Origin of the sequence: Pseudomonas hefeiensis, from assembly GCF_030687835.1 — a bacterium.
Lineage (GTDB): Bacteria > Pseudomonadota > Gammaproteobacteria > Pseudomonadales > Pseudomonadaceae > Aquipseudomonas > Aquipseudomonas hefeiensis.
In genome coordinates this window covers 4,947,500-4,965,736 of record NZ_CP117449.1, presented here as the reverse complement: position 1 = coordinate 4,965,736, position 18,237 = coordinate 4,947,500, and the positions used below count along the sequence as shown (strand labels likewise).

Below are 18,237 nucleotides of genomic sequence, written 5' to 3'. Positions count from 1 at the left end.
ATGCAAAGAACACGGATACAGTTATTGGGTTGTTATGTAAGTAATTGATTTTTAATAATTTTATTTGGTGTGGCGGCTGGCACGACCGATGCAATATTCCTTGTAGGTTTTTTATTCACCAAGCAAAGGAATTGAAAAATGACCGACATCAATAAAGAATCCATCTCCGTCCTGAACGACCTGATCGAGACCAGCAAAGATGGTCAGGAAGGTTTCAAGACTTGCGCTGAAGACATCAAGCATCCCCAACTCAAGGCTTTGTTCGTCCAGCGTGCCGCAGACTGCGCCACCGCCGCGGCTGAGCTGCAAGCTGCCGTACGCTCGCTGGGCGGCGACCCGGAAACCTCGACCAGCGTGTCCGGTGACCTGCACCGCCGTTGGGTCGACGTGAAAGCCGTATTCACTGGCAAGGACGAAGAAGCGGTGCTCAACGAAGCCGAGCGCGGTGAAGACCATGCCCTCAAGGCTTACAAGCAAGCCATGGAGAAGATCAGCAAGCACAACCTGGTTGGCATTCGCGACCTGGTTGAGCGTCAGTACCATGGCGTGCAACGTAACCATGACCAGGTAAAAGCCCTGCGGAACCAGGCGCGCGCCAGCTAAACACACGCACTGAACAAAAAACGCCAGCCTGTCTGGCGTTTTTTTGTGCCGATCATGTAACTGCGGCTCTGGACTCAAATAGATAGCCAGCTAATAATTGCACCCTCCATCACCCTTTTATTGCATCTATCGTTATTGCGTCCCCAGAAGAGTTTTTCGCGTGCCCATTACTTTCCAGGCCCTGTTCGCTCCCGACCGCCTCGCTGTGCAATTCGCCATCAAGACCGTGCTCGGTGGCGGGTTGGCGCTTTGGCTGGCCTTGCGCTGGGGGCTGGAGCAGCCTTCATGGGCATTGATGACCGCGATCATCGTGGCGCAACCACTGTCCGGGATGGTGGTGCAGAAAGGCTTGGCGCGGCTGCTAGGAACGTTGGTCGGCACCGCCATGTCCGTGGTGTTCATGGGACTGTTCGGCCAGGCGCCCTGGTTGTTCCTGCTGGCGCTGGCCCTGTGGCTGGGCTTGTGCACGGCCTGCTCCACACTGCTGCGCAGCGCCTGGTCCTATTCCTTCGTGCTGGCCGGGTACACGGTGGCAATCATTGCCTTGCCGGCGATTTCCCATCCGCTGGGGGTATTCGATCAGGCCGTGGCGCGCTGTACGGAGATCAGCCTGGGCATCGTCTGCGCGACCGCGACCAGCGCGTTGCTCTGGCCGTTGCGGGTCGAGCGGCAATTGGCCGATCAGGCCCGTGCCGCCTGGCAGAGCGGCATGCAGGCGGCCCGTGCGACACTGACGGGCGATGCCCAGGCCCGTAAAGGGTTGCTGGAAATCCTCGGCAAGATCGTCGCCGTGGATGCCCAGCGTGAACACGCCTGGTTCGAAGGCAGCCTGGGTCGGCAGCGGGCCCGGGCCATCAGCGCTCTGAGCCAGAAATTGTTGATGCTGCTGCGCATCTCCCGCTCGGTGCGTCGGCAGTGGAACCAACTCGACCCCGCGGAGGCCGAGGCCCTCAAGCCGTGGATGAGCGAGGTGCAACAAGCCCTCGAAGCCGACAGAGCGACCCTGCAAGCCCTGCGGCCTCGGGTACTGGATGCATCCCACGATCCACAGATCAGCTCGGCGCAAAGTTATTGCCTGGCCCGCTTCGCCTTGTTGCTCGATACCGCTCTGGCGGCCTGCGCCGCCTTGACGGCGGTGCAAGAGGGCAGGGAGGCGGTGGATCCGCCGCGGACCCTGGCGCCCCATCGTGACTTGCCTCTGGCCATGGTGTTCGGTGCGCGTAGCGCCCTGGCGTTTCTGGCGGTCGCCTGTTTCTGGCTGGCGACTGCCTGGCCCGCCGCCTCAGGCGCGCTGGTGCTCACCTGTGTGGTGTGCAGTCTGTTCGCCAGTCGTGAAAACGGCGCGCAGATCGGCATGAGCTTTCTTCGGGGAATTGTGTTGGCGGTGCCGACGGCGTTTGTGATCGGCGAGATTTTGCTGCCGCAGTGGAGCAGTTTCGCGATGCTGGCCATGGCCATGGGCGTGCCGCTGTTCCTGGGGGCGCTGTGCATGGCCAAGCCGCAGATTTTCGCCACGGCCACCTCGTTTTGCCTGCATTTCGTGGTGCTGATATCGCCTCTCAATGCCATGAAATATGACGTGGCGGCGTTCTTCAACAATGCTCAGGCGATGATGATCGGTGTTGGCGCGGCGGTGCTGGCATTCAATCTGCTGATTCTGCGCGATCCAGCCTGGCATAGCCGTCGCCTGTTGGCCGCCACGCTTGACGATCTGGTGCGTCTGACGCGCCGTAACCTGCGGGGCGCCGAGAGCTGGTTCGGTGGGCGCATGGCCGATCGGCTGTTGCAACTGGCGCGGCACTATCCCGAACTGCCGGTGCCGGCGCGTAGCCGTTGGGATGACGGATTGCTTGGCCTGGACATGGGTGACGAGTTGCTGCATCTGCGCTTGAGTCTGGCCGTTGCCCAAATGCCCGACAACCGGGCCCAGCGCCGTTACTTTGAAACGCTGGAGCAGGTGCTTGAGCGCGGTCCGGCTGTTGATCGGGCCGAAGCACTGGGCCCGGCGAGCGACGAGTTCCTGAATGTGTTGTCGACGCAACCGCCCGGCGATGCGCTGAAACTGGCCCAAGGCGCGGTGGTGCAATTGCAGAACAGCTGGCGCGCCTGGTGTCGTCAGCGTGAACCTGAACAACGGGAGCACAGCCATGGGCTTGCGTGAGTGGTCGATAGGCGGGGTATTGCTCAGCCCGTTTTTGATTTATGTGGTGCTGGCCTTGCTGGTGACCGGTGGGCTACGCCTGTTGCTCAGCCTCGTGCCGGCCGGGCGCTGGATCTGGCATGAAGCCTTGTTCGACTGCGCCCTGTATGTCTGTGTCCTGACTGTTATTACCGTGGTCCTCGGACCGCTATAAGGAGTTGAACATGCGTACTTCCGTACGTGTTGCCGTCACGCTGAGCGTGGTGGCTGTGGCGATCTTCGCCGGGTTTCATCTGTGGCAGTACTACATGCTCACGCCCTGGACCCGGGATGCGCGGATTCGCGCCGACGTGGTGGTGATCGCGCCCGACGTGTCGGGTTGGGTGCGCGAGCTCAAGGCGGTGGATAACCAGCAGGTCAAGGCCGGTGATTTATTGCTGAGCATCGATCGCGAACGTTTCGAGGCCGCGCTGGAGAAAGCCCGGGCGGTGGTCCAGACCCGGCAGCAGCAACTGAGTTTGCGTGAACACGAAGCCAGTCGACGCGCCGCGCTGGGGCCCCAGGCTATCAGCGCCGAGTTGCGGGAAAACGCCCAGATCAACGCCGGCATCGCCCGGGGCGAACTGCGCGAGGCCCAGGCCGAGGCCAAGGTCGCCGAACTCAACCTGGCCCGCAGCCAGGTCCTGGCCCCACGGGGCGGCCATATCACCAACCTGCGCCTGGCCGAGGGCAACTACGTGAATGCCGGGCAACCGGTCATGGCGCTGATCGACGATTCAACGTTTTATGTGCAGGCCTATTTCGAAGAAACCAAACTGCCCAGGATCCGCGTGGGCGATCCGGTCAACGTCTGGTTGATGAGCGCCGGTCATGCCCTGCAAGGTCACGTCGAAAGCATCAGCCGCGGCATCACCGACCGCAATACCAATCCCGATGCGCAGTTGCTTGCGGAGGTCGAGCCGACCTTCAATTGGGTGCGCCTGGCCCAGCGGATTCCGGTGCGGATCAAGCTGGACAAGGTACCGGAAGGGGTGAACCTGAGCGCGGGGATGACAGCGAGTGTGCAGGTGCGCGAAGACCCGCAATAACTTTGTGGCGAGGGGATTTATCCCCGCTGGGGCGCGAAGCGGCCCCAACACCTCAATATCACTGCGGTGTCAGCCCGAGCGCAGGGGGCTGCTTCGCAGCCCAACGGGGATAAATCCCCTCGCCACAAGTCATCCACCGTAAATGCGGGTGAATCAACCGACAGTAATCGCCGGCAGCGTCGGCAAGGTCACGGTTTGCTGCTTGCGTGGCGCGAGGATTTCAGCTTCGCCGTCCACCACCAGTTCGTCGCGCTGATTGAACACTCGAGTGGCAATGCGTACGCGAAATTTCGGCAGTTTCTCAAGGATTTCCAGGCGTACAGTCAGGGTGTCGCCAATCTTCACCGGTTTCTGGAAGCTCATCTGCTGGCCGATATAAATGGTGCCAGGCCCAGGCAGCTCGCAGGCCACCGCCGCGCTGATCAGCGCACCGCTGAACATGCCATGGGCGATGCGCTCCTTGAACATGCTCGCCGCGGCGAATTCGGCATCCAGGTGCACCGGGTTGTGATCGCCCGACATCGCGGCGAACAGCTGGATGTCGCGCTCTTCGACGGTCTTGCTGTAGCTGGCGGTCTGGCCGACTTCGAGGGCTTCGTAGGGGATGTTGGTAACCTGGGTCATCTATCAAATCCTGTGACGAGTAAAGGAAAACGCTGCAAACCTATTCGCTGCGTGGCGGTCGCTTGTGACTCAGGGCCTGGGCAATCCAGGCCAGCACGTCGGCCGTCACTTCATCGCGGTTGGTTTCGTTGAACAGTTCGTGCCGGGCTTGCGGGTAAATCGTCAATTGTAAGTGCTGGCTACCGGCGCCGCGCAGGGCGTCAGCCAGATCCTTCAGACGCCTGCCTTCACTCACCGGATCACATTCACCGCCGATCACCAGCAGGGGCAGGCCCGGATCGATCTGGGCGAGATTGGACGCTTTGCTGATTTGCTGCAACCCGCCGAGCAGGTCGACCCACAATTGATTGGTGCAGCGAAAGCCGCACAGCGGGTCGTGAAGGTACTTGTCGACTTCGGCCGGGTCGCGGCTGAGCCAGTCGAAGGGCGTACGCGTGGGTTTGAATTTTTTGTTGAAACTGCCGAAGGACAGCCACTCGATCAGGGCGCTGCGGCCCTTGGAGCCCTGGCGCTTGCGCTCGCAACGGGCGATCAGGCGCGCGGCACGATAGAGCGCCACGGGCTGGAAATTCGAGCCGCTGAGAATTGCTCCGTGCAGACTGGCGCTGTGATGCAGCAGGTAACCCTGGGCGATGTAGCTGCCCATGCTATGGCCCAGCAACACGATGGGGACATCGGGATGTTGCTGGCCGATGTGTTGATTGAGGCTGGCCAGGTCGCCGACCACCTTGGCCCAGCCATCCTCGTCTGCAAAATGGCCGAGCGTCCCTGCTTCGCCGGTTTTGCCATGGCCGCGCTGGTCCGGCGCGTAGACACCGTAGCCCGCATCGCACAGCGCCTGGGCCAGACGCGCGTAGCGGCCGCTGTGTTCGGCCATGCCGTGGGCCAGCATGATCACCGCTTCAGGGGCGGTTTCAGGCAGCCACTGATTGACGAACAGGCGGCTGTGGTCGGTGGCGCTGAGCATGAACGTTTGGTGGATCATGGTCATTCCTTTACTCACGGGCATACACAAGGGCAAACACAGCGTCGCTGCATTGTATAGCGCATCCGTTGCGTCTCGCCTGATCAGGCTACGTCGAGGCAGGAAGATTCACACAATCTATGACGCAGGTCGCCATATTTGCCTGATTGGCCATAGCTGCTAGTGTCCCAAGAGCACCGCCTGTGCAAGAGCCACAGAAGCGGCCCGGACACGTTCAGGTAAAGAGGATAAAAACAATGCAGCCTGATTTCTGGAATGACAAACGCCCGGCCGGCGTGCCCCTGGACATTGACTTGGGGGCCTACAAATCGGTGATCGAGGTGTTCGAGCGTTCCTGCAAGAAATTCGCCGACCGTCCGGCGTTCAGCAACATGGGGGTCACCCTGACCTACGCCGAACTCGAACGCTACAGCGCCGCCTTCGCCGGTTACCTGCAAGCCCATACCGACCTGACGCCTGGCGACCGCATTGCGGTGCAGATGCCCAACGTCCTGCAATACCCCATCGCCGTATTCGGAGCCTTGCGCGCCGGGCTGATCGTGGTCAACACCAACCCGTTGTATACCCCGCGGGAAATGCGTCACCAGTTCAAGGACTCCGGCGCGCGGGCACTGGTGTACATGAACCTGTTCGGCCAGAAAGTCCAGGAAGTGCTGCCTGATACCGACCTGCAATACCTCATCGAGGCGAAGATGGGCGACCTGATGCCAAGCGCCAAGGGGCTGGTCAATACGCTGGTGAGCAAGGTCAAGAAGATGGTCCCTGACTATTCGCTGCCCCAGGCTGTTTCATTCAAGAGCACGTTGCGCCTGGGGCGAGGCCATGGCATCAAACCGCTGAAAGTCAGCCTCGATGACATCGCGGTGCTGCAATACACCGGCGGCACCACCGGCCTGGCCAAGGGCGCGATGCTGACCCATGGCAACCTGGTGGCGAACATGCAACAGGCCCGGGCATGCCTGGGCCAGTTTGGCGACGACGACGGCCAGCCGCTATTGCGCGAAGGCCAGGAAGTGATGATCGCGCCGCTGCCGCTGTACCACATCTACGCCTTCACGGCGAATTGCATGTGCATGATGGTCACCGGCAACCACAACGTGCTGATCACCAACCCACGGGACATCGGTGGTTTTATCAAGGAGCTGAAGAACTGGCGTTTTTCAGCGCTGTTGGGGCTCAACACGCTGTTCGTGGCGTTGATGGATCATCCGGATTTCAAGACTCTGGATTGCTCCAGTCTCAAACTCACCAACTCTGGTGGCACGGCGCTGGTCAAGGCGACCGCTGAACGGTGGGAACAGCTCACCGGCTGCCGCATCACAGAAGGGTATGGCTTGACCGAAACCTCGCCAGTGGCCAGCACCAACCCCTATGGCAAGAAGTCCCGGCTGGGCACGGTGGGGCTGCCGGTGCCGGGCACGCTCATGAAAGTGGTCAGCGACGATGGCACCGAGCAACCGTTGGGCGAGCGTGGCGAGTTGTGCATCAAGGGCCCGCAGATCATGAAAGGCTACTGGAAGAAGCCTGAAGCCACCGCCGAGGTGCTGGACAGCGAAGGCTGGTTCAAATCCGGTGATATCGCGGTGATTGACCCGGACGGCTTCGTGCGCATCGTCGACCGCAAGAAAGACATGATCATCGTCTCGGGTTTCAACGTGTACCCCAACGAAATCGAAGACGTGGTGATGGCTCATCCGAAAGTCGCCAACTGCGCGGTGATCGGCGTACCGGACGAACGTTCGGGGGAAGCGGTGAAACTGTTCGTGGTGCCCCGCGAGACGGGCGTTAGCCTTGAAGAGCTCAAGGCGTACTGCAAGGAAAACTTCACCGGTTACAAGATACCCAAGCACATCGTGCTGCGAGAGTCGTTGCCGATGACGCCAGTGGGCAAGATATTGCGTCGCGAGTTGCGGGATATCGCCTGACGTCTCAACGAAAACCTGATGTGGGAGCGGGCTTGCTCGCGAATGCGGTTTATCAGTCACAATTATCGGTGACTGACACTCAGCCTTCGCGAGCAAGCCCGCTCCCACAGTTGTTTGTGTATTCAGAGCGATTTGATGGGGCTTAGAATTTTTACTCTAAAAATGACTATTGCATATTCTTGAGTCATGTTTATGACTGTAGGGGCCACTTTTGGCTCTAGGCGACCCTTGGCAAAGCTGCTACTCTCGGCGCGCTTTTGTGACTTCTCGGCGTTGAATTAGGCCAGATTCACCAATAAACACACACCAATAATAATCGCATCAAATGCGGTGAGAATTCGCGTTGCTGAGGAGTGGGCTTCCATGATCGAAGACTTTTGGAAGGATAAGTACCCAGCTGGGATTGCTGCCGACATCAATCCAGACGAGTATCCGAATATTCAGGCGGTGTTGAAGCAGTCCTGCCAACGCTTCGCCGACAAGCCGGCATTCAGCAACCTTGGCAAGACAATCACCTACGGTGAGTTGTACGAATTGTCCGGTGCCTTTGCTGCGTACCTGCAACAGCATACCGATTTGCAGCCAGGCGATCGAATCGCCGTGCAACTGCCCAACGTTCTCCAGTATCCGGTTGCCGTGTTCGGTGCGATTCGCGCTGGCCTGATCGTGGTCAACACCAACCCGCTGTACACCGCGCGGGAAATGGAACACCAGTTCAACGACTCCGGTGCCAAGGCGCTGGTGTGCCTGGCGAACATGGCGCACCTGGCCGAGGTTGTGGTGCCCAAGACGGGCGTCAAGCATGTAATCGTCACCGAAGTCGCCGATCTGCTGCCGCCACTCAAGCGTCTGCTGATCAACAGCGTGATCAAGTACGTCAAGAAGATGGTCCCGGCTTATCACTTGCCCAAGGCCGTCAAGTTCAACGATGTGCTGAGCAAGGGCCACGGCCAGCCAGTGACCGAAGCCAACCCGACCAGCGACGACGTGGCCGTGCTGCAGTACACCGGTGGCACCACCGGCGTGGCCAAGGGTGCGATGCTCACCCACCGCAACCTGGTGGCGAACATGTTGCAGTGCAAGGCACTGATGGGTTCCAACCTCAATGAAGGTTGCGAGGTCCTGATCACGCCGCTGCCTCTGTATCACATCTACGCTTTCACCTTCCATTGCATGGCGATGATGCTGATCGGCAATCACAACATCCTGATCAGCAACCCGCGCGACCTTCCGGCGATGGTCAAGGAACTGTCGAAGTGGAAATCCAGCGGTTTTGTCGGCCTCAACACGTTGTTCGTGGCCCTGTGCAACAACGAAGCCTTCCGCAACCTGGACTTCTCGGCATTGAAGGTAACGTTGTCCGGCGGCATGGCGCTGCAATTGGCGGCGGCCGAGCGCTGGAAAGCGGTGACCGGCTGCCCGATCTGCGAAGGTTATGGCATGACCGAAACCAGCCCGGTCGCCACCGTTAACCCGATCCAGAAAATTCACGTTGGCACCATCGGCATTCCGGTGCCGTCGACGCTGTGCAAGATTATCAATGACGCGGGCGAAGAACTGCCATTGGGCGAAATCGGTGAACTGTGCGTGAAAGGTCCACAGGTCATGAAGGGCTACTGGCAGCGTCAGGACGCCACCGACGAGATCCTCGACAGTGAAGGCTGGCTCAAGACCGGCGATATCGCGCTGATCCAGCCGGACGGCTACATGCGCATCGTCGATCGCAAGAAAGACATGATCCTGATCTCCGGTTTCAACGTGTATCCCAACGAGCTGGAAGACGTGCTGGCGACCCTGCCGGGCGTGCTGCAATGCGCGGCCATCGGTGTACCGGACGAGAAATCCGGCGAGGCGATCAAGATTTTCATTGTGCCTCGCCCGGGTGTCACGCTGACCAAGGAGCAGGTGATGGAGCACATGCGCGCCAACGTCACGGGCTACAAAGTGCCCAAGGCTGTGGAGTTCCGCGATGCGTTGCCGACCACCAACGTCGGCAAGATCCTGCGGCGCGAGTTGCGTGATGAAGAACTGAAGAAGTTGGGTCTGAAGAAGTAAAACCGCTGCCAATAAAAAGCCCCGCCAGTGCGGGGCTTTTTGTTTGGGATTGTCCCGGCAGGCACCAAAAACCTGTGGCGAGGGGATTTATCCCCGCTGGGTTGCGCAGCAACCCCCTGCGTCTTGTATGACAGATTGGTGTGGCTCATGAAAGCGTGGGGCTGCTTCACAGCCCAGCGGGGATAAATCCCCTCGCCACAGGAAGCCCGGCAGCTATACGGATTGGTTACAACCTGAACTGCGCAAAATCCAGGTTGGTGCCACCCGGGCGCATATCCTGCAGGTACGAATCCTTGTCGGCGCTCAGCTCCAGGCTCAGGGCCGCCTTGCGCTTGCCCTGGTTACGCACTTCCAGGCCCTCGAGTTTTTCGCGCAGGAACACGGTCGGCACTTTCAGGTGCAGCAGCTCATCGGTGGCCGGGGTGTGCAGCAGCAGGTGGATCCATTCGTACTGACCGATGGCCAGGCGTGCCACCGGGATATCGAACCAGAAGATGTTGCGGTTACGGTTCAATTCGCTGAAGTGGCAGTTATTGACGCCCAGTACGGCGCCGCCCAGTTCCTGGTTTCTGCGGGCGATGGCCTGCTTTTTATCGAGTTTCATAACGTTCCTACGAGATTGGAGCTTCAGGCCGCAGCCTGAATACGTGGGGCATTCTCGGGGGTGGATCGGCAAACATAAAGCGCAACCTGCATCTGACGATGAAATGCGCTGCTGAAAAAATGAAACTCCCCGCAAACGGCCTCGGTCAACCCTTATGTAATGACTTTTCGTACTGTTGTTCACAGGAGAGACATCATGGGTAGCACGAGCGATAAAGTGAAGGGCGTTGCCAACGAAGCCGTCGGCAACATCAAGCAAGGCGTCGGCAAGGCCACCGACAATGACCGAATGCGCGCCGAGGGCGTGGTCCAGGAGAAAAAAGGTGAGGTCCAGCAAACCGTGGGCAAGGCCAAGGACGCAGTCAAGAAAGGCGTTGACGAGGCATAACCGGCCTGTTGAATAACCGATTGGAACGGCCATCCGCGGGTGGCCGTTTTCATGTCGGCTCGAACTTGCACCGGGGAAATTGTTCCAAAGTCGCCAACAGGTTACTTTTGTCTTGGATAGCACCCCGTGAGTCGCCAGGCGACCTTCCTTTTTTGCGGCGAAAGGAGACGCACATGATGTTCCCGGCCTTGAAAGGCTTGCCCTTGCATCGTGTGATGATGCGCACCGTGACTGAGTTTCTCGACGACGAGATGTCGACCTACGCCTCGGCATTGGCCTACCAGATGCTGTTTTCGCTGTTCCCCTTCATTCTGTTCCTGATCGCACTGATCGGTTTCCTGCACCTGCCGGATTTCTTCTCCTGGCTGCGTATGCAATCGGAACTGGTGTTGCCGCCCCAGGCCCTGGAGCAGGTCAACCCGGTGATCGACCAGCTCCAGCAATCCAAGGGTGGGTTGTTGTCGGTGGGTATCGTCATTGCGTTGTGGACGGCCTCGGCCGGTGTCCGGTTGATGATGAGCGCGATGAACGCCGCCTACGATGTGGTGGAGGGCCGTCCGGTCTGGAAGCGCTTTCCGCTGTCGATTTTCTACACCATTGGCATCGCCGGCATGTTGTTGGCCGCTGCGGCGCTGATGGTGCTCGGGCCGCAGGTGATGGGCTGGATCGCGGCCCAGGTCGGGCTGGAGGAGTTCATCGTCACGCTCTGGACCATCGTGCGCTGGCCGATAATCGTGTTTTTGCTGATGGTGGCCGTGGCGTTGATCTATTACGTGATGCCTGACGTCAAACAGGAGTTCCGCTTTATCACGCCGGGGTCGGTGCTGGCGGTGGTGGTATGGATCATCGCCTCCCTGGGCTTCGCGTTTTACGTCAAGACCTTCGCCAATTACAACGCCATGTATGGCAGTATCGGCGCGATCATTGTGCTGTTGCTGTATTTCTATATTTCTTCGGCGGTGCTGTTACTCGGAGCGGAGATGAATGCGGTGATCGAGCACATGTCCGCCGAGGGCAAGGACCGTGGCGAGAAGGCTCCGGGCGAGCACGAAAAACAGCATGTGTCGGGCCTGGGCCGTGACCATTCCATTCCTCATCCCCACACTGACGAAACCTGACCATGATTCGTGAAATCCTGAAAATGGGCGACGAGCGCCTGCTGCGTATTGCCCCGCCGGTGCCGCCGGAAATGTTCGACAGCCCAGAGTTGTGGCAACTGATCGACGACATGTTCCAGACCATGGAGAGCGTGGGCGGCGTCGGCCTGGCCGCGCCGCAGATCGGTGTCGACCTGCAACTGGTGATCTTTGGTTTCGAGCACAGCGAGCGCTACCCGGACGCCGAGGCGGTGCCCCAGACCATCCTGATCAACCCGCTGATTACGCCATTGGGCCCACTGATGGAAGAGGGGGTCGAGGGCTGCTTGTCGGTGCCGGGCCTGCGCGGTGCGGTCGATCGCTATCAGCACATTCGTTACGAAGGTTTTGACCCGAAGGGCCAGGCTATCGTGCGCACCGCTTCGGGTTTCCATGCACGGGTGGTTCAGCATGAGTGCGATCATCTGATCGGGCGCTTGTACCCCTCGCGCATCAGTGATTTCAGCAAGTTCGGCTTTACCGAGGTGATGTTCCCGGACCTGGATCCCATGGCGGACGATTGATCCCCCACTACAGAACCCTGTGGGAGCGGGCTTGCTCGCGAAGACGGTGGCACATTCAACATCAATGCAAGCTGGCCCACCGCTTTCGCGAGCAAGCCCGCTCCCACATTGGACTGTATTGCACTTCAGGATTGTGTTTTAGGTTCCAATCCCATCGCAATCATCGGCTTGCTGCGCGCATAGCGATTCAGGCGCTCGGCCATCGCATACGGCAGCACGGGGTCGAAGCTGAATCCCTGCCGCTCATAAAAGCCGCGCAAATCAGGATGGCAGAACAACCAGACCGGCCCTCCCACACCTTTCACCGCTTCGTCGATCAAGCGCGCCGCAATTCCCTGCACGCGATACGCCGGGTCGACAAATAACCCCGTCAGCCAATGTCCACCCGACACCGGCCGCAAGCACAGGGCTGCGATGATTTCATCCTGCCGCGCCACCCACAACTGCGCTTCACGCACCGCTTTCATTGAAGACTGGTGGGCGCGATAGAACTTGTTCATCAGCGGCCACAATGGTTCATCGAGCAGCGTGTAGTGGATCTGGGACATGGCAAAGTCAGGGGTCGTGACAGGGAGGGCGATTATAAAAGAACATGTCTGCGGCGATAGGTGTATACCTGACTTCACATCCCGTATGAGTGGAGTACGTATCATGGCCAAAGGCATGGATTCAAAAAAAGCGGCAAAGAAAAAACCGGCGAAAACCGCCGATGAGAAGCGCGCCGACAAAAAGGCCAAGAAGGTGAATCTGTTCGGTCATTGAATCGACACCAGCGGGCGACGAGCCAGGGATGCATCCTGGCCATCGCCCGCTGAAAAACCCGCAGCCCATCAAAGCGAGGCGAGGAACATGTCCGTAGCCGGCTCCTTGTCAGTGGCGCGGCTCTGCTGGTCCTTCTCGACTTGTGCCATCGCCATCTTGTCCTGCATGCGCTGGGCAATTTCCTGGCCGATCGCCAGCTGCTTCTCGGGCGGCATCGCCTCGACCTCTTCCTGCGTTATGCCCATCTCTTCAAGAATGCTGTCGCGCAGGCGCTCCTCTGGCGTCTTGCTCATGTATTCCTTGAAGTCCGCCATAGCAGTGCTGTCGGGCACCTTGGCCGCATCGGAGGTGGGAGAAGCAACGGTCTGCAACTGAACCCGGGTCTTGGCAAACGCTTCATCAACTTTGTCACTGATGGCGGTGGTCGCATTGACCTGCTGCGTGGCTTGCCGGGCGATCGAAGCCTGCGCTTGCGCGCTGCCTTGGCTGGCCTGGGCCTGGACGTTATCGCGCAATGCCTGCAGCGCGGCGCTTTGCAGACCGCCGGCGGCGTCTGCGGTGGGATCCTCGCCCGGACGTTTGGGCGGCAAAATCATCGATTGCTGTTTTGCACTGACCAACATGATGGAGACCTGTAGTGATGGTTGAGTCATGAGCGGGAGCAATTCCCATGCCGCCAGCGCGAGCCCTGGATCCAAAGGGCTGCGCAGCCAGGGGCAGCGATCATGGCGGCTAATCCTTGCCGTTGGACGGCATGGATCGACCGCACGTAACCCTCGGGCTCAGGTGCTTTCACGAACCTTGAGTTCAAACCCCATGTCCACCACCGGCTGAGCGATACGGTTGCCGGCCATCAACGTGAGCATCTGTTCGGCGGCGCGACGGCCGATGGCTTCCCGTGGCGTGCTGATGCTGCTCAGGCGCGGCACCATGTAGGCCGAGGCGGGCAAATCGTTGAAGCCCAGGACCGCAACCTGCTCGGGAATCTTGATGCCACAGCGCAGTGCTTCGAACAGCGCGCCGTGGGCCAGGTCGTCATTGCCGAAGAAGATTGCATCGACGTCCGGATGGCTGGCGAGTAACTGCAAAAACAATTCGCCACCCAGGCCCACCGATGATGGCCGTGGGGTGAGCAATTCCAGATCCGGGTCGTACAGGCCGGCTTTCTGCAGGGCGCGGCGAAAACCTTCGCCACGCAGCAACGTGCGCTGGTCCAGTTGCGCGCCGACATAGGCCAGACGCTTGCGACCCCGGGAGATCAGGTGCTCGGCCGCCGTCTCGCCGGCCTTGAGTTGAGAAAAGCCGACACAGTTCAGGCCCGCGCCGGGGTCCAGTTCCATCATGTACACGCAGGGAATGTTGCTGGCCTCGATCATGCGTCGGGCACTTTCGGTACGGTCGAAGCCGGTCAGCAACAGGCCGCGTGGCTGATACGCCATGTAGTTGCGCAGCAGGTCTTCTTCTTCGTCCCGGGAATAGTGATAGTTGCCGATCACCACTTCGAAGCCCTTGGGCCTGAGCACCCGATGAATGGCTTCCAGGGTGTCGATGAACAACAGGTTGGACAACGACGGCACCAACACCACCACCGAATGGCTCTGGGCCGAAGCCAGGGCTCGGGCGGCGGGGTTGACCACGTAGTTCAGGTCGCGGGCGGCCTGGCGGACTTTTTCCACCAGGCTCTCGGCAACGGTGCTGACGCCGCGCAGGGCACGGGAGGCGGTGATGGGACTGACACCGGCCAGGCGTGCGACTTCGTTGAGCGTAGGGCGGCCGGTGGTGCGGGGATTCTTATCGTTTTTAGTGACGGTCATCAGGGCGGCTTGCCAAACAAAAATCAAGGCACTAAGGTAGCGCTGTCTCGACGCGGCTGCAAATGCGTGAGCGGGGTTTGCCTGAGCCCTGACCGTTGGCGTTGTGAACGAACATGCTGCAACCACAAAAATGACAAGAAGGCGTCGGCAACTTCTGCTTTTGCTCTGGTGTCACAACTTGCAAAGGTAGCGCTGTCTGCGCGCTGAGGTGTTACATGAATAATCCCATCACCGCCCTGGTCATCATGGGCGTTGCCGGTTGCGGCAAGACTTGCGTCAGCCAGGCCCTGTGCCAGTTGAGCGGCGCCACCGCCATTGAAGGCGACACTTTCCACCCTGCGGCCAACATCCAGAAGATGAGCGCCGGTATCCCCTTGAACGACGACGACCGTGCCGGCTGGCTCGACAGCCTGTGCGATGAGTTGCGCCGTGTCGATGCCACGGGCGAGCGCCCTGTGCTGACCTGTTCGGCCCTCAAGCACAGTTATCGCGAACGTCTGCGCAGTGCCTTGCCGGGCCTGGGCTTTGTATTTCTTGAACTGACCCCTGAGGTGGCCGCCGAGCGCGTGTCCCATCGCCCGGGGCATTTCATGCCGTCGACCCTGATCGACAGCCAGTTTGCCACCCTTCAATCCCCTGTTGGCGAGCCCCTGACCCTGGCTCTGGACGCGTCCAGCCACAGCATCGATGAACTGGCTCACCAGGCTTATGTCTGGTGGGTGGATCACGGTTTGAAGCTGGCCAGTTGAGTTGCAAAAATTTTGCGTCAGAAAGATAGCGCTGTCCCGACGGCTTACAAATAACCGCTTCAATAACAACAACAAATCAGGAGACACCTCCCATGTTCGGCATGTCCCACGAGACGTTCCTGCTGCTTGATGCAGTGGTCACGGTGATCGGACTTATCGTCCTCATCACCAAGTTCAAACTCCACCCGTTCATTGCGCTGACCATCGCCGCTGCTTTTCTCGGCCTGACCTCGGGCATGCCGATCGACACTATCATCAAGGCGTTCCAGGACGGCTTCGGTGGCGTGCTGGGCTTTGTCGGCATCATCCTGGCGCTGGGCACGATGCTCGGCAAAATGATGGCCGAATCGGGCGGGGCCGATCAGATCGCCCAAACCCTGATCCGCGCCTTCGGCAAGGATAAAGTGCAGTGGGCGATGATGTTCGCCGCCTTCCTGGTGGGCATTCCGCTGTTCTTCGAAATCGGCTTCGTGCTGCTGATCCCGCTGGTGTTCATCGTGGCGCGTCGCACCGGTGTCTCGATCATCAAGATCGGTATCCCGCTGCTGGCCGGTCTTTCCGCGGTCCATGGCCTGGTGCCACCGCACCCGGGGCCGCTGTTGGCGATCGGCGTGTTCGGTGCCGACATCGGCAAGACCATTCTCTACGGCCTGATCGTGGCGCTGCCAACGGCCATTATTGCCGGGCCGATTTTCGGTACATTCATTGCAAAGCACATCCCCGGCCATCCGAATCAGGAACTGGTGGACCAACTGGCGCGTGAGACCGATTCCGCCGATCTGCCAAGCTTCAACATCACGCTGATCACCGTGCTATCGCCGGTGTTCCTGATGCTGCTCAAAACCTTTGCTGACGTAGCGCTGCCTGAGGGCAATTTCTTCCGCACGTTCATGGACTTGGTCGGGCATCCGATTTCTGCACTTCTGTTGGCATTACTGCTGTCGCTGTATACCTTCGGCTACAAGCAGGGCATCGGTTCCAGCCAGATGCTCAAATGGCTGGATGCGAGCCTGGCACCGACCGCCGCGATCATTTTGATCATCGGCGCTGGCGGTGGCTTCAAGCAGATGCTGGTCACCAGCGGTGTGGGTGATGTGATCGGTCACATGGCGGTGAGTGCGCAGATCTCACCGATCCTGTTGGCCTGGCTGGTGGCAGCGGTGATTCGCATCGCCACAGGTTCGGCGACCGTGGCAACCATTACTGGCGCGGGGATTGTGGTGCCAGTGGTCGGGATGATTCCGGGCGTGAACCGTGAACTGCTGGTCCTGGCGACCGGTGCCGGTTCGCTGATCCTGTCTCACGTTAACGATGCCGGCTTCTGGCTGGTCAAGCAGTACTTCAACATGACCGTGGCCGAAACCTTCAAGACCTGGACCGCGATGGAAACCATCCTGTCCGTGGTAGCGCTGATCTTCATCCTGTTGTTGTCGCTGGTGGTCTAACAAACACCACAAAACAACTGTGGGAGCGGGCTTGCTCGCGAAGGCGATATAACATTCAACCTATTTGTTGACTGTCAGTCCGCCTTCGCGAGCAAGCCCGCTCCCACATTGGGTTTCGTATCAGGCGTTCGGTTTGTTCACCAACCCATCCGCCCGGAACATCCCGCGGATCCCGCGCACAGCCTGGCGGATCCGGTCCTGGTTTTCGATCAGGGCAAAGCGCACGTGATCATCCCCATACTCGCCGAATCCCACGCCCGGCGAGACGCAGACCTTGGCTTCGGCCAACAGTTTCTTGGCAAATTCCAGCGAACCCAGGTGTGCATAAGCCTCGGGAATCCTGGCCCAGACGTACATCGACGCCTTGGGATTTTCCACCATCCAGCCCAGTTCATGCAGGCCCTTGACCAGCACATTGCGGCGCTGGCGGTACTGTTCGGCGATATCACGCACGCACTGCTGGTCGCCTTCAAGCGCGGCGATGGCCGCCACTTGCAACGGTGTGAAGGTGCCGTAGTCGTGGTAGCTCTTGATCCGCGCCAGCGCGTTGACCAGTTCCGCGTTGCCCACCATGAAGCCGATACGCCAGCCGGCCATGTTGTAGCTTTTGGACAGGGTGAAGAACTCCACGGCAATGTCTTTTGCACCAGGCACCTGCATGATCGACGGGGCTTTCCAGCCGTCGTAGACGATGTCGGCGTAGGCCAGGTCGTGGATCACCAGCACGTCGTACTGTTTGGCCAGGGCGATGACCCGCTCGAAGAAATCCAGTTCCACGCACTGCGCGGTAGGGTTGGACGGAAACCCCAGGATCATCATTTTCGGCTTGGGAATCGAGCCGCGAATGGCGCGCTCCAGCTCATCGAAGAAGTCCACCCCAGGCACCAGTGGCACCGAACGCACTTGGGCGCCGGCGATCACCGCGCCGTAGATGTGGATCGGATAACTGGGATTGGGCACCAGCACGGTGTCGCCCTGGTCCAGGGTTGCCAGCATCAGATGTGCCAGGCCTTCCTTGGAACCGATGGTGACGATGGCTTCGGTTTCCGGGTCGATGTCCACCTCGTAACGGTCCTTGTACCAGCGCGAAATGGCGCGGCGCAGGCGTGGTATGCCTTTGGAGGTGGAATAACCGTGGGTGTCTTCACGCTGGGCGACGGTGACCAGTTTTTCCACGATGTGTGGAGGCGTGGCGCCGTCGGGGTTACCCATGCTCAAGTCAATGATGTCTTCGCCGCGCCGACGCGCAGCCATCTTCAGCTCGGCAGTGATATTGAATACATACGGGGGGAGTCGATCGATGCGCGCAAAGCGGCGCGGCGAACCTTGGTTGGCCATTGTTGCCTCGAGATACGTGAGCGCCCGGAACCGTCCGAGCGACGTTGGCCACTGCGGT

The 18,237-nt window shown here is 59.8% G+C and carries 18 protein-coding genes; 11 read left to right on the top strand and 7 right to left on the bottom strand.

Going from position 1 to position 18,237, the window contains the following annotated elements; genetic code table 11:
• Positions 1-138: 138 nt before the first annotated feature.
• The 4 genes from PSH57_RS22300 to PSH57_RS22285 all read left to right on the top strand — a co-directional run bounded on the left by PSH57_RS22300 (position 139) and on the right by PSH57_RS22285 (position 3,831).
• Complete coding sequence (locus tag PSH57_RS22300) at positions 139-603, top strand: PA2169 family four-helix-bundle protein (protein ID WP_305385599.1); 465 nt, start codon at positions 139-141, stop codon at positions 601-603.
• A gap of 160 nt (positions 604-763) precedes the next feature.
• Positions 764-2,764, top strand: coding sequence for an FUSC family protein (locus PSH57_RS22295; protein WP_305385596.1), 2,001 nt, complete (start codon positions 764-766; stop codon positions 2,762-2,764).
• Complete coding sequence (locus PSH57_RS22290) at positions 2,751-2,957, top strand: DUF1656 domain-containing protein (RefSeq protein WP_047228349.1); 207 nt, start codon at positions 2,751-2,753, stop codon at positions 2,955-2,957. The genes PSH57_RS22295 and PSH57_RS22290 overlap by 14 nt, the downstream gene beginning before the upstream one ends.
• Before the next feature lie 10 nt (positions 2,958-2,967).
• Positions 2,968-3,831 carry an efflux RND transporter periplasmic adaptor subunit gene (locus tag PSH57_RS22285; protein ID WP_305385594.1) on the top strand — a complete coding sequence of 288 codons (864 nt, stop codon included), beginning with the start codon at positions 2,968-2,970 and terminating at the stop codon, positions 3,829-3,831.
• A gap of 153 nt (positions 3,832-3,984) precedes the next feature.
• Here the strand turns inward: PSH57_RS22285 and PSH57_RS22280 are convergent, their stop codons facing one another.
• Positions 3,985-4,455, bottom strand: coding sequence for a MaoC family dehydratase (locus PSH57_RS22280; protein ID WP_003184579.1), 471 nt, complete (start codon positions 4,453-4,455; stop codon positions 3,985-3,987).
• A gap of 40 nt (positions 4,456-4,495) precedes the next feature.
• Complete coding sequence (locus PSH57_RS22275; RefSeq protein WP_305385592.1) at positions 4,496-5,440, bottom strand: alpha/beta hydrolase; 945 nt, start codon at positions 5,438-5,440, stop codon at positions 4,496-4,498.
• 236 nt (positions 5,441-5,676) lie between these two features.
• On the opposite strand from PSH57_RS22275, the gene fadD2 reads away from it, so the two are divergent.
• Together fadD2 and fadD1 are read left to right on the top strand one after the other, a co-directional pair.
• The gene (gene fadD2 / locus PSH57_RS22270; RefSeq protein ID WP_305444747.1) at positions 5,677-7,365 is read left to right on the top strand and encodes a long-chain-fatty-acid--CoA ligase FadD2; all 1,689 of its coding nucleotides are present in this window, start codon (positions 5,677-5,679) and stop codon (positions 7,363-7,365) included.
• A 363-nt stretch (positions 7,366-7,728) separates the two neighbouring features.
• Positions 7,729-9,420 carry a long-chain-fatty-acid--CoA ligase FadD1 gene (fadD1, locus tag PSH57_RS22265; RefSeq protein WP_305385589.1) on the top strand — a complete coding sequence of 564 codons (1,692 nt, stop codon included), beginning with the start codon at positions 7,729-7,731 and terminating at the stop codon, positions 9,418-9,420.
• A gap of 226 nt (positions 9,421-9,646) precedes the next feature.
• Here the strand turns inward: fadD1 and PSH57_RS22260 are convergent, their stop codons facing one another.
• Complete coding sequence (locus PSH57_RS22260) at positions 9,647-10,024, bottom strand: hypothetical protein (RefSeq protein ID WP_025212261.1); 378 nt, start codon at positions 10,022-10,024, stop codon at positions 9,647-9,649.
• Between the two features lie 195 nt (positions 10,025-10,219).
• On the opposite strand from PSH57_RS22260, the gene PSH57_RS22255 reads away from it, so the two are divergent.
• The 3 genes from PSH57_RS22255 (at position 10,220) to def (ending at position 12,071) form a co-directional block, all read left to right on the top strand.
• Positions 10,220-10,411 (top strand): CsbD family protein, encoded by a 192-nt coding sequence (locus PSH57_RS22255; protein ID WP_305385586.1) that lies wholly within the window; start codon positions 10,220-10,222, stop codon positions 10,409-10,411.
• Between the two features lie 173 nt (positions 10,412-10,584).
• Positions 10,585-11,529 carry a YihY/virulence factor BrkB family protein gene (locus PSH57_RS22250; protein ID WP_305385584.1) on the top strand — a complete coding sequence of 315 codons (945 nt, stop codon included), beginning with the start codon at positions 10,585-10,587 and terminating at the stop codon, positions 11,527-11,529.
• Positions 11,530-11,531: 2 nt separating this feature from the next.
• Positions 11,532-12,071, top strand: a complete 540-nt coding sequence (gene def, locus PSH57_RS22245; RefSeq protein WP_305385583.1) for a peptide deformylase — start codon at positions 11,532-11,534, stop codon at positions 12,069-12,071.
• Positions 12,072-12,196: 125 nt separating this feature from the next.
• Here the strand turns inward: def and PSH57_RS22240 are convergent, their stop codons facing one another.
• The 3 genes from PSH57_RS22240 to gntR form a co-directional block, all read right to left on the bottom strand.
• Positions 12,197-12,619 carry a GNAT family N-acetyltransferase gene (locus PSH57_RS22240; RefSeq protein WP_305385582.1) on the bottom strand — a complete coding sequence of 141 codons (423 nt, stop codon included), beginning with the start codon at positions 12,617-12,619 and terminating at the stop codon, positions 12,197-12,199.
• A gap of 282 nt (positions 12,620-12,901) precedes the next feature.
• The gene (locus PSH57_RS22235; protein ID WP_305385580.1) at positions 12,902-13,456 is read right to left on the bottom strand and encodes a hypothetical protein; all 555 of its coding nucleotides are present in this window, start codon (positions 13,454-13,456) and stop codon (positions 12,902-12,904) included.
• 159 nt (positions 13,457-13,615) lie between these two features.
• A complete protein-coding gene (gene gntR, locus PSH57_RS22230) occupies positions 13,616-14,647 on the bottom strand; it encodes an HTH-type transcriptional regulator GntR (protein WP_305385579.1) in 1,032 nt (343 codons plus the stop codon).
• 215 nt (positions 14,648-14,862) lie between these two features.
• Here gntR and PSH57_RS22225 point away from each other — a divergent pair, with 215 nt between their 5' ends.
• Positions 14,863-15,396, top strand: coding sequence for a gluconokinase (locus PSH57_RS22225; protein WP_305385578.1), 534 nt, complete (start codon positions 14,863-14,865; stop codon positions 15,394-15,396).
• A 92-nt stretch (positions 15,397-15,488) separates the two neighbouring features.
• The gene (locus PSH57_RS22220) at positions 15,489-16,841 is read left to right on the top strand and encodes a GntP family permease (protein ID WP_305385576.1); all 1,353 of its coding nucleotides are present in this window, start codon (positions 15,489-15,491) and stop codon (positions 16,839-16,841) included.
• A gap of 120 nt (positions 16,842-16,961) precedes the next feature.
• Here the strand turns inward: PSH57_RS22220 and alaC are convergent, their stop codons facing one another.
• Positions 16,962-18,179, bottom strand: coding sequence for an alanine transaminase (gene alaC / locus PSH57_RS22215; RefSeq protein ID WP_256232100.1), 1,218 nt, complete (start codon positions 18,177-18,179; stop codon positions 16,962-16,964).
• Positions 18,180-18,237 lie beyond the last annotated feature (58 nt).

Coding starts and splice junctions, on each gene's coding strand:
- PSH57_RS22300 (WP_305385599.1), top strand. CDS start 139: ATGACCGACATCAATAAAGAATCCATCTCCGTCCTGAACGACCTGATC.
- fadD1 (WP_305385589.1), top strand. CDS start 7,729: ATGATCGAAGACTTTTGGAAGGATAAGTACCCAGCTGGGATTGCTGCC.
- def (WP_305385583.1), top strand. CDS start 11,532: ATGATTCGTGAAATCCTGAAAATGGGCGACGAGCGCCTGCTGCGTATT.
- PSH57_RS22225 (WP_305385578.1), top strand. CDS start 14,863: ATGAATAATCCCATCACCGCCCTGGTCATCATGGGCGTTGCCGGTTGC.
- PSH57_RS22280 (WP_003184579.1), bottom strand. CDS start 4,455: ATGACCCAGGTTACCAACATCCCCTACGAAGCCCTCGAAGTCGGCCAG.
- PSH57_RS22275 (WP_305385592.1), bottom strand. CDS start 5,440: ATGATCCACCAAACGTTCATGCTCAGCGCCACCGACCACAGCCGCCTG.
- fadD2 (WP_305444747.1), top strand. CDS start 5,677: ATGCAGCCTGATTTCTGGAATGACAAACGCCCGGCCGGCGTGCCCCTG.
- PSH57_RS22260 (WP_025212261.1), bottom strand. CDS start 10,024: ATGAAACTCGATAAAAAGCAGGCCATCGCCCGCAGAAACCAGGAACTG.
- PSH57_RS22255 (WP_305385586.1), top strand. CDS start 10,220: ATGGGTAGCACGAGCGATAAAGTGAAGGGCGTTGCCAACGAAGCCGTC.
- PSH57_RS22285 (WP_305385594.1), top strand. CDS start 2,968: ATGCGTACTTCCGTACGTGTTGCCGTCACGCTGAGCGTGGTGGCTGTG.
- gntR (WP_305385579.1), bottom strand. CDS start 14,647: ATGACCGTCACTAAAAACGATAAGAATCCCCGCACCACCGGCCGCCCT.
- PSH57_RS22235 (WP_305385580.1), bottom strand. CDS start 13,456: ATGTTGGTCAGTGCAAAACAGCAATCGATGATTTTGCCGCCCAAACGT.
- PSH57_RS22220 (WP_305385576.1), top strand. CDS start 15,489: ATGTTCGGCATGTCCCACGAGACGTTCCTGCTGCTTGATGCAGTGGTC.
- alaC (WP_256232100.1), bottom strand. CDS start 18,179: ATGGCCAACCAAGGTTCGCCGCGCCGCTTTGCGCGCATCGATCGACTC.
- PSH57_RS22290 (WP_047228349.1), top strand. CDS start 2,751: ATGGGCTTGCGTGAGTGGTCGATAGGCGGGGTATTGCTCAGCCCGTTT.
- PSH57_RS22250 (WP_305385584.1), top strand. CDS start 10,585: ATGATGTTCCCGGCCTTGAAAGGCTTGCCCTTGCATCGTGTGATGATG.
- PSH57_RS22240 (WP_305385582.1), bottom strand. CDS start 12,619: ATGTCCCAGATCCACTACACGCTGCTCGATGAACCATTGTGGCCGCTG.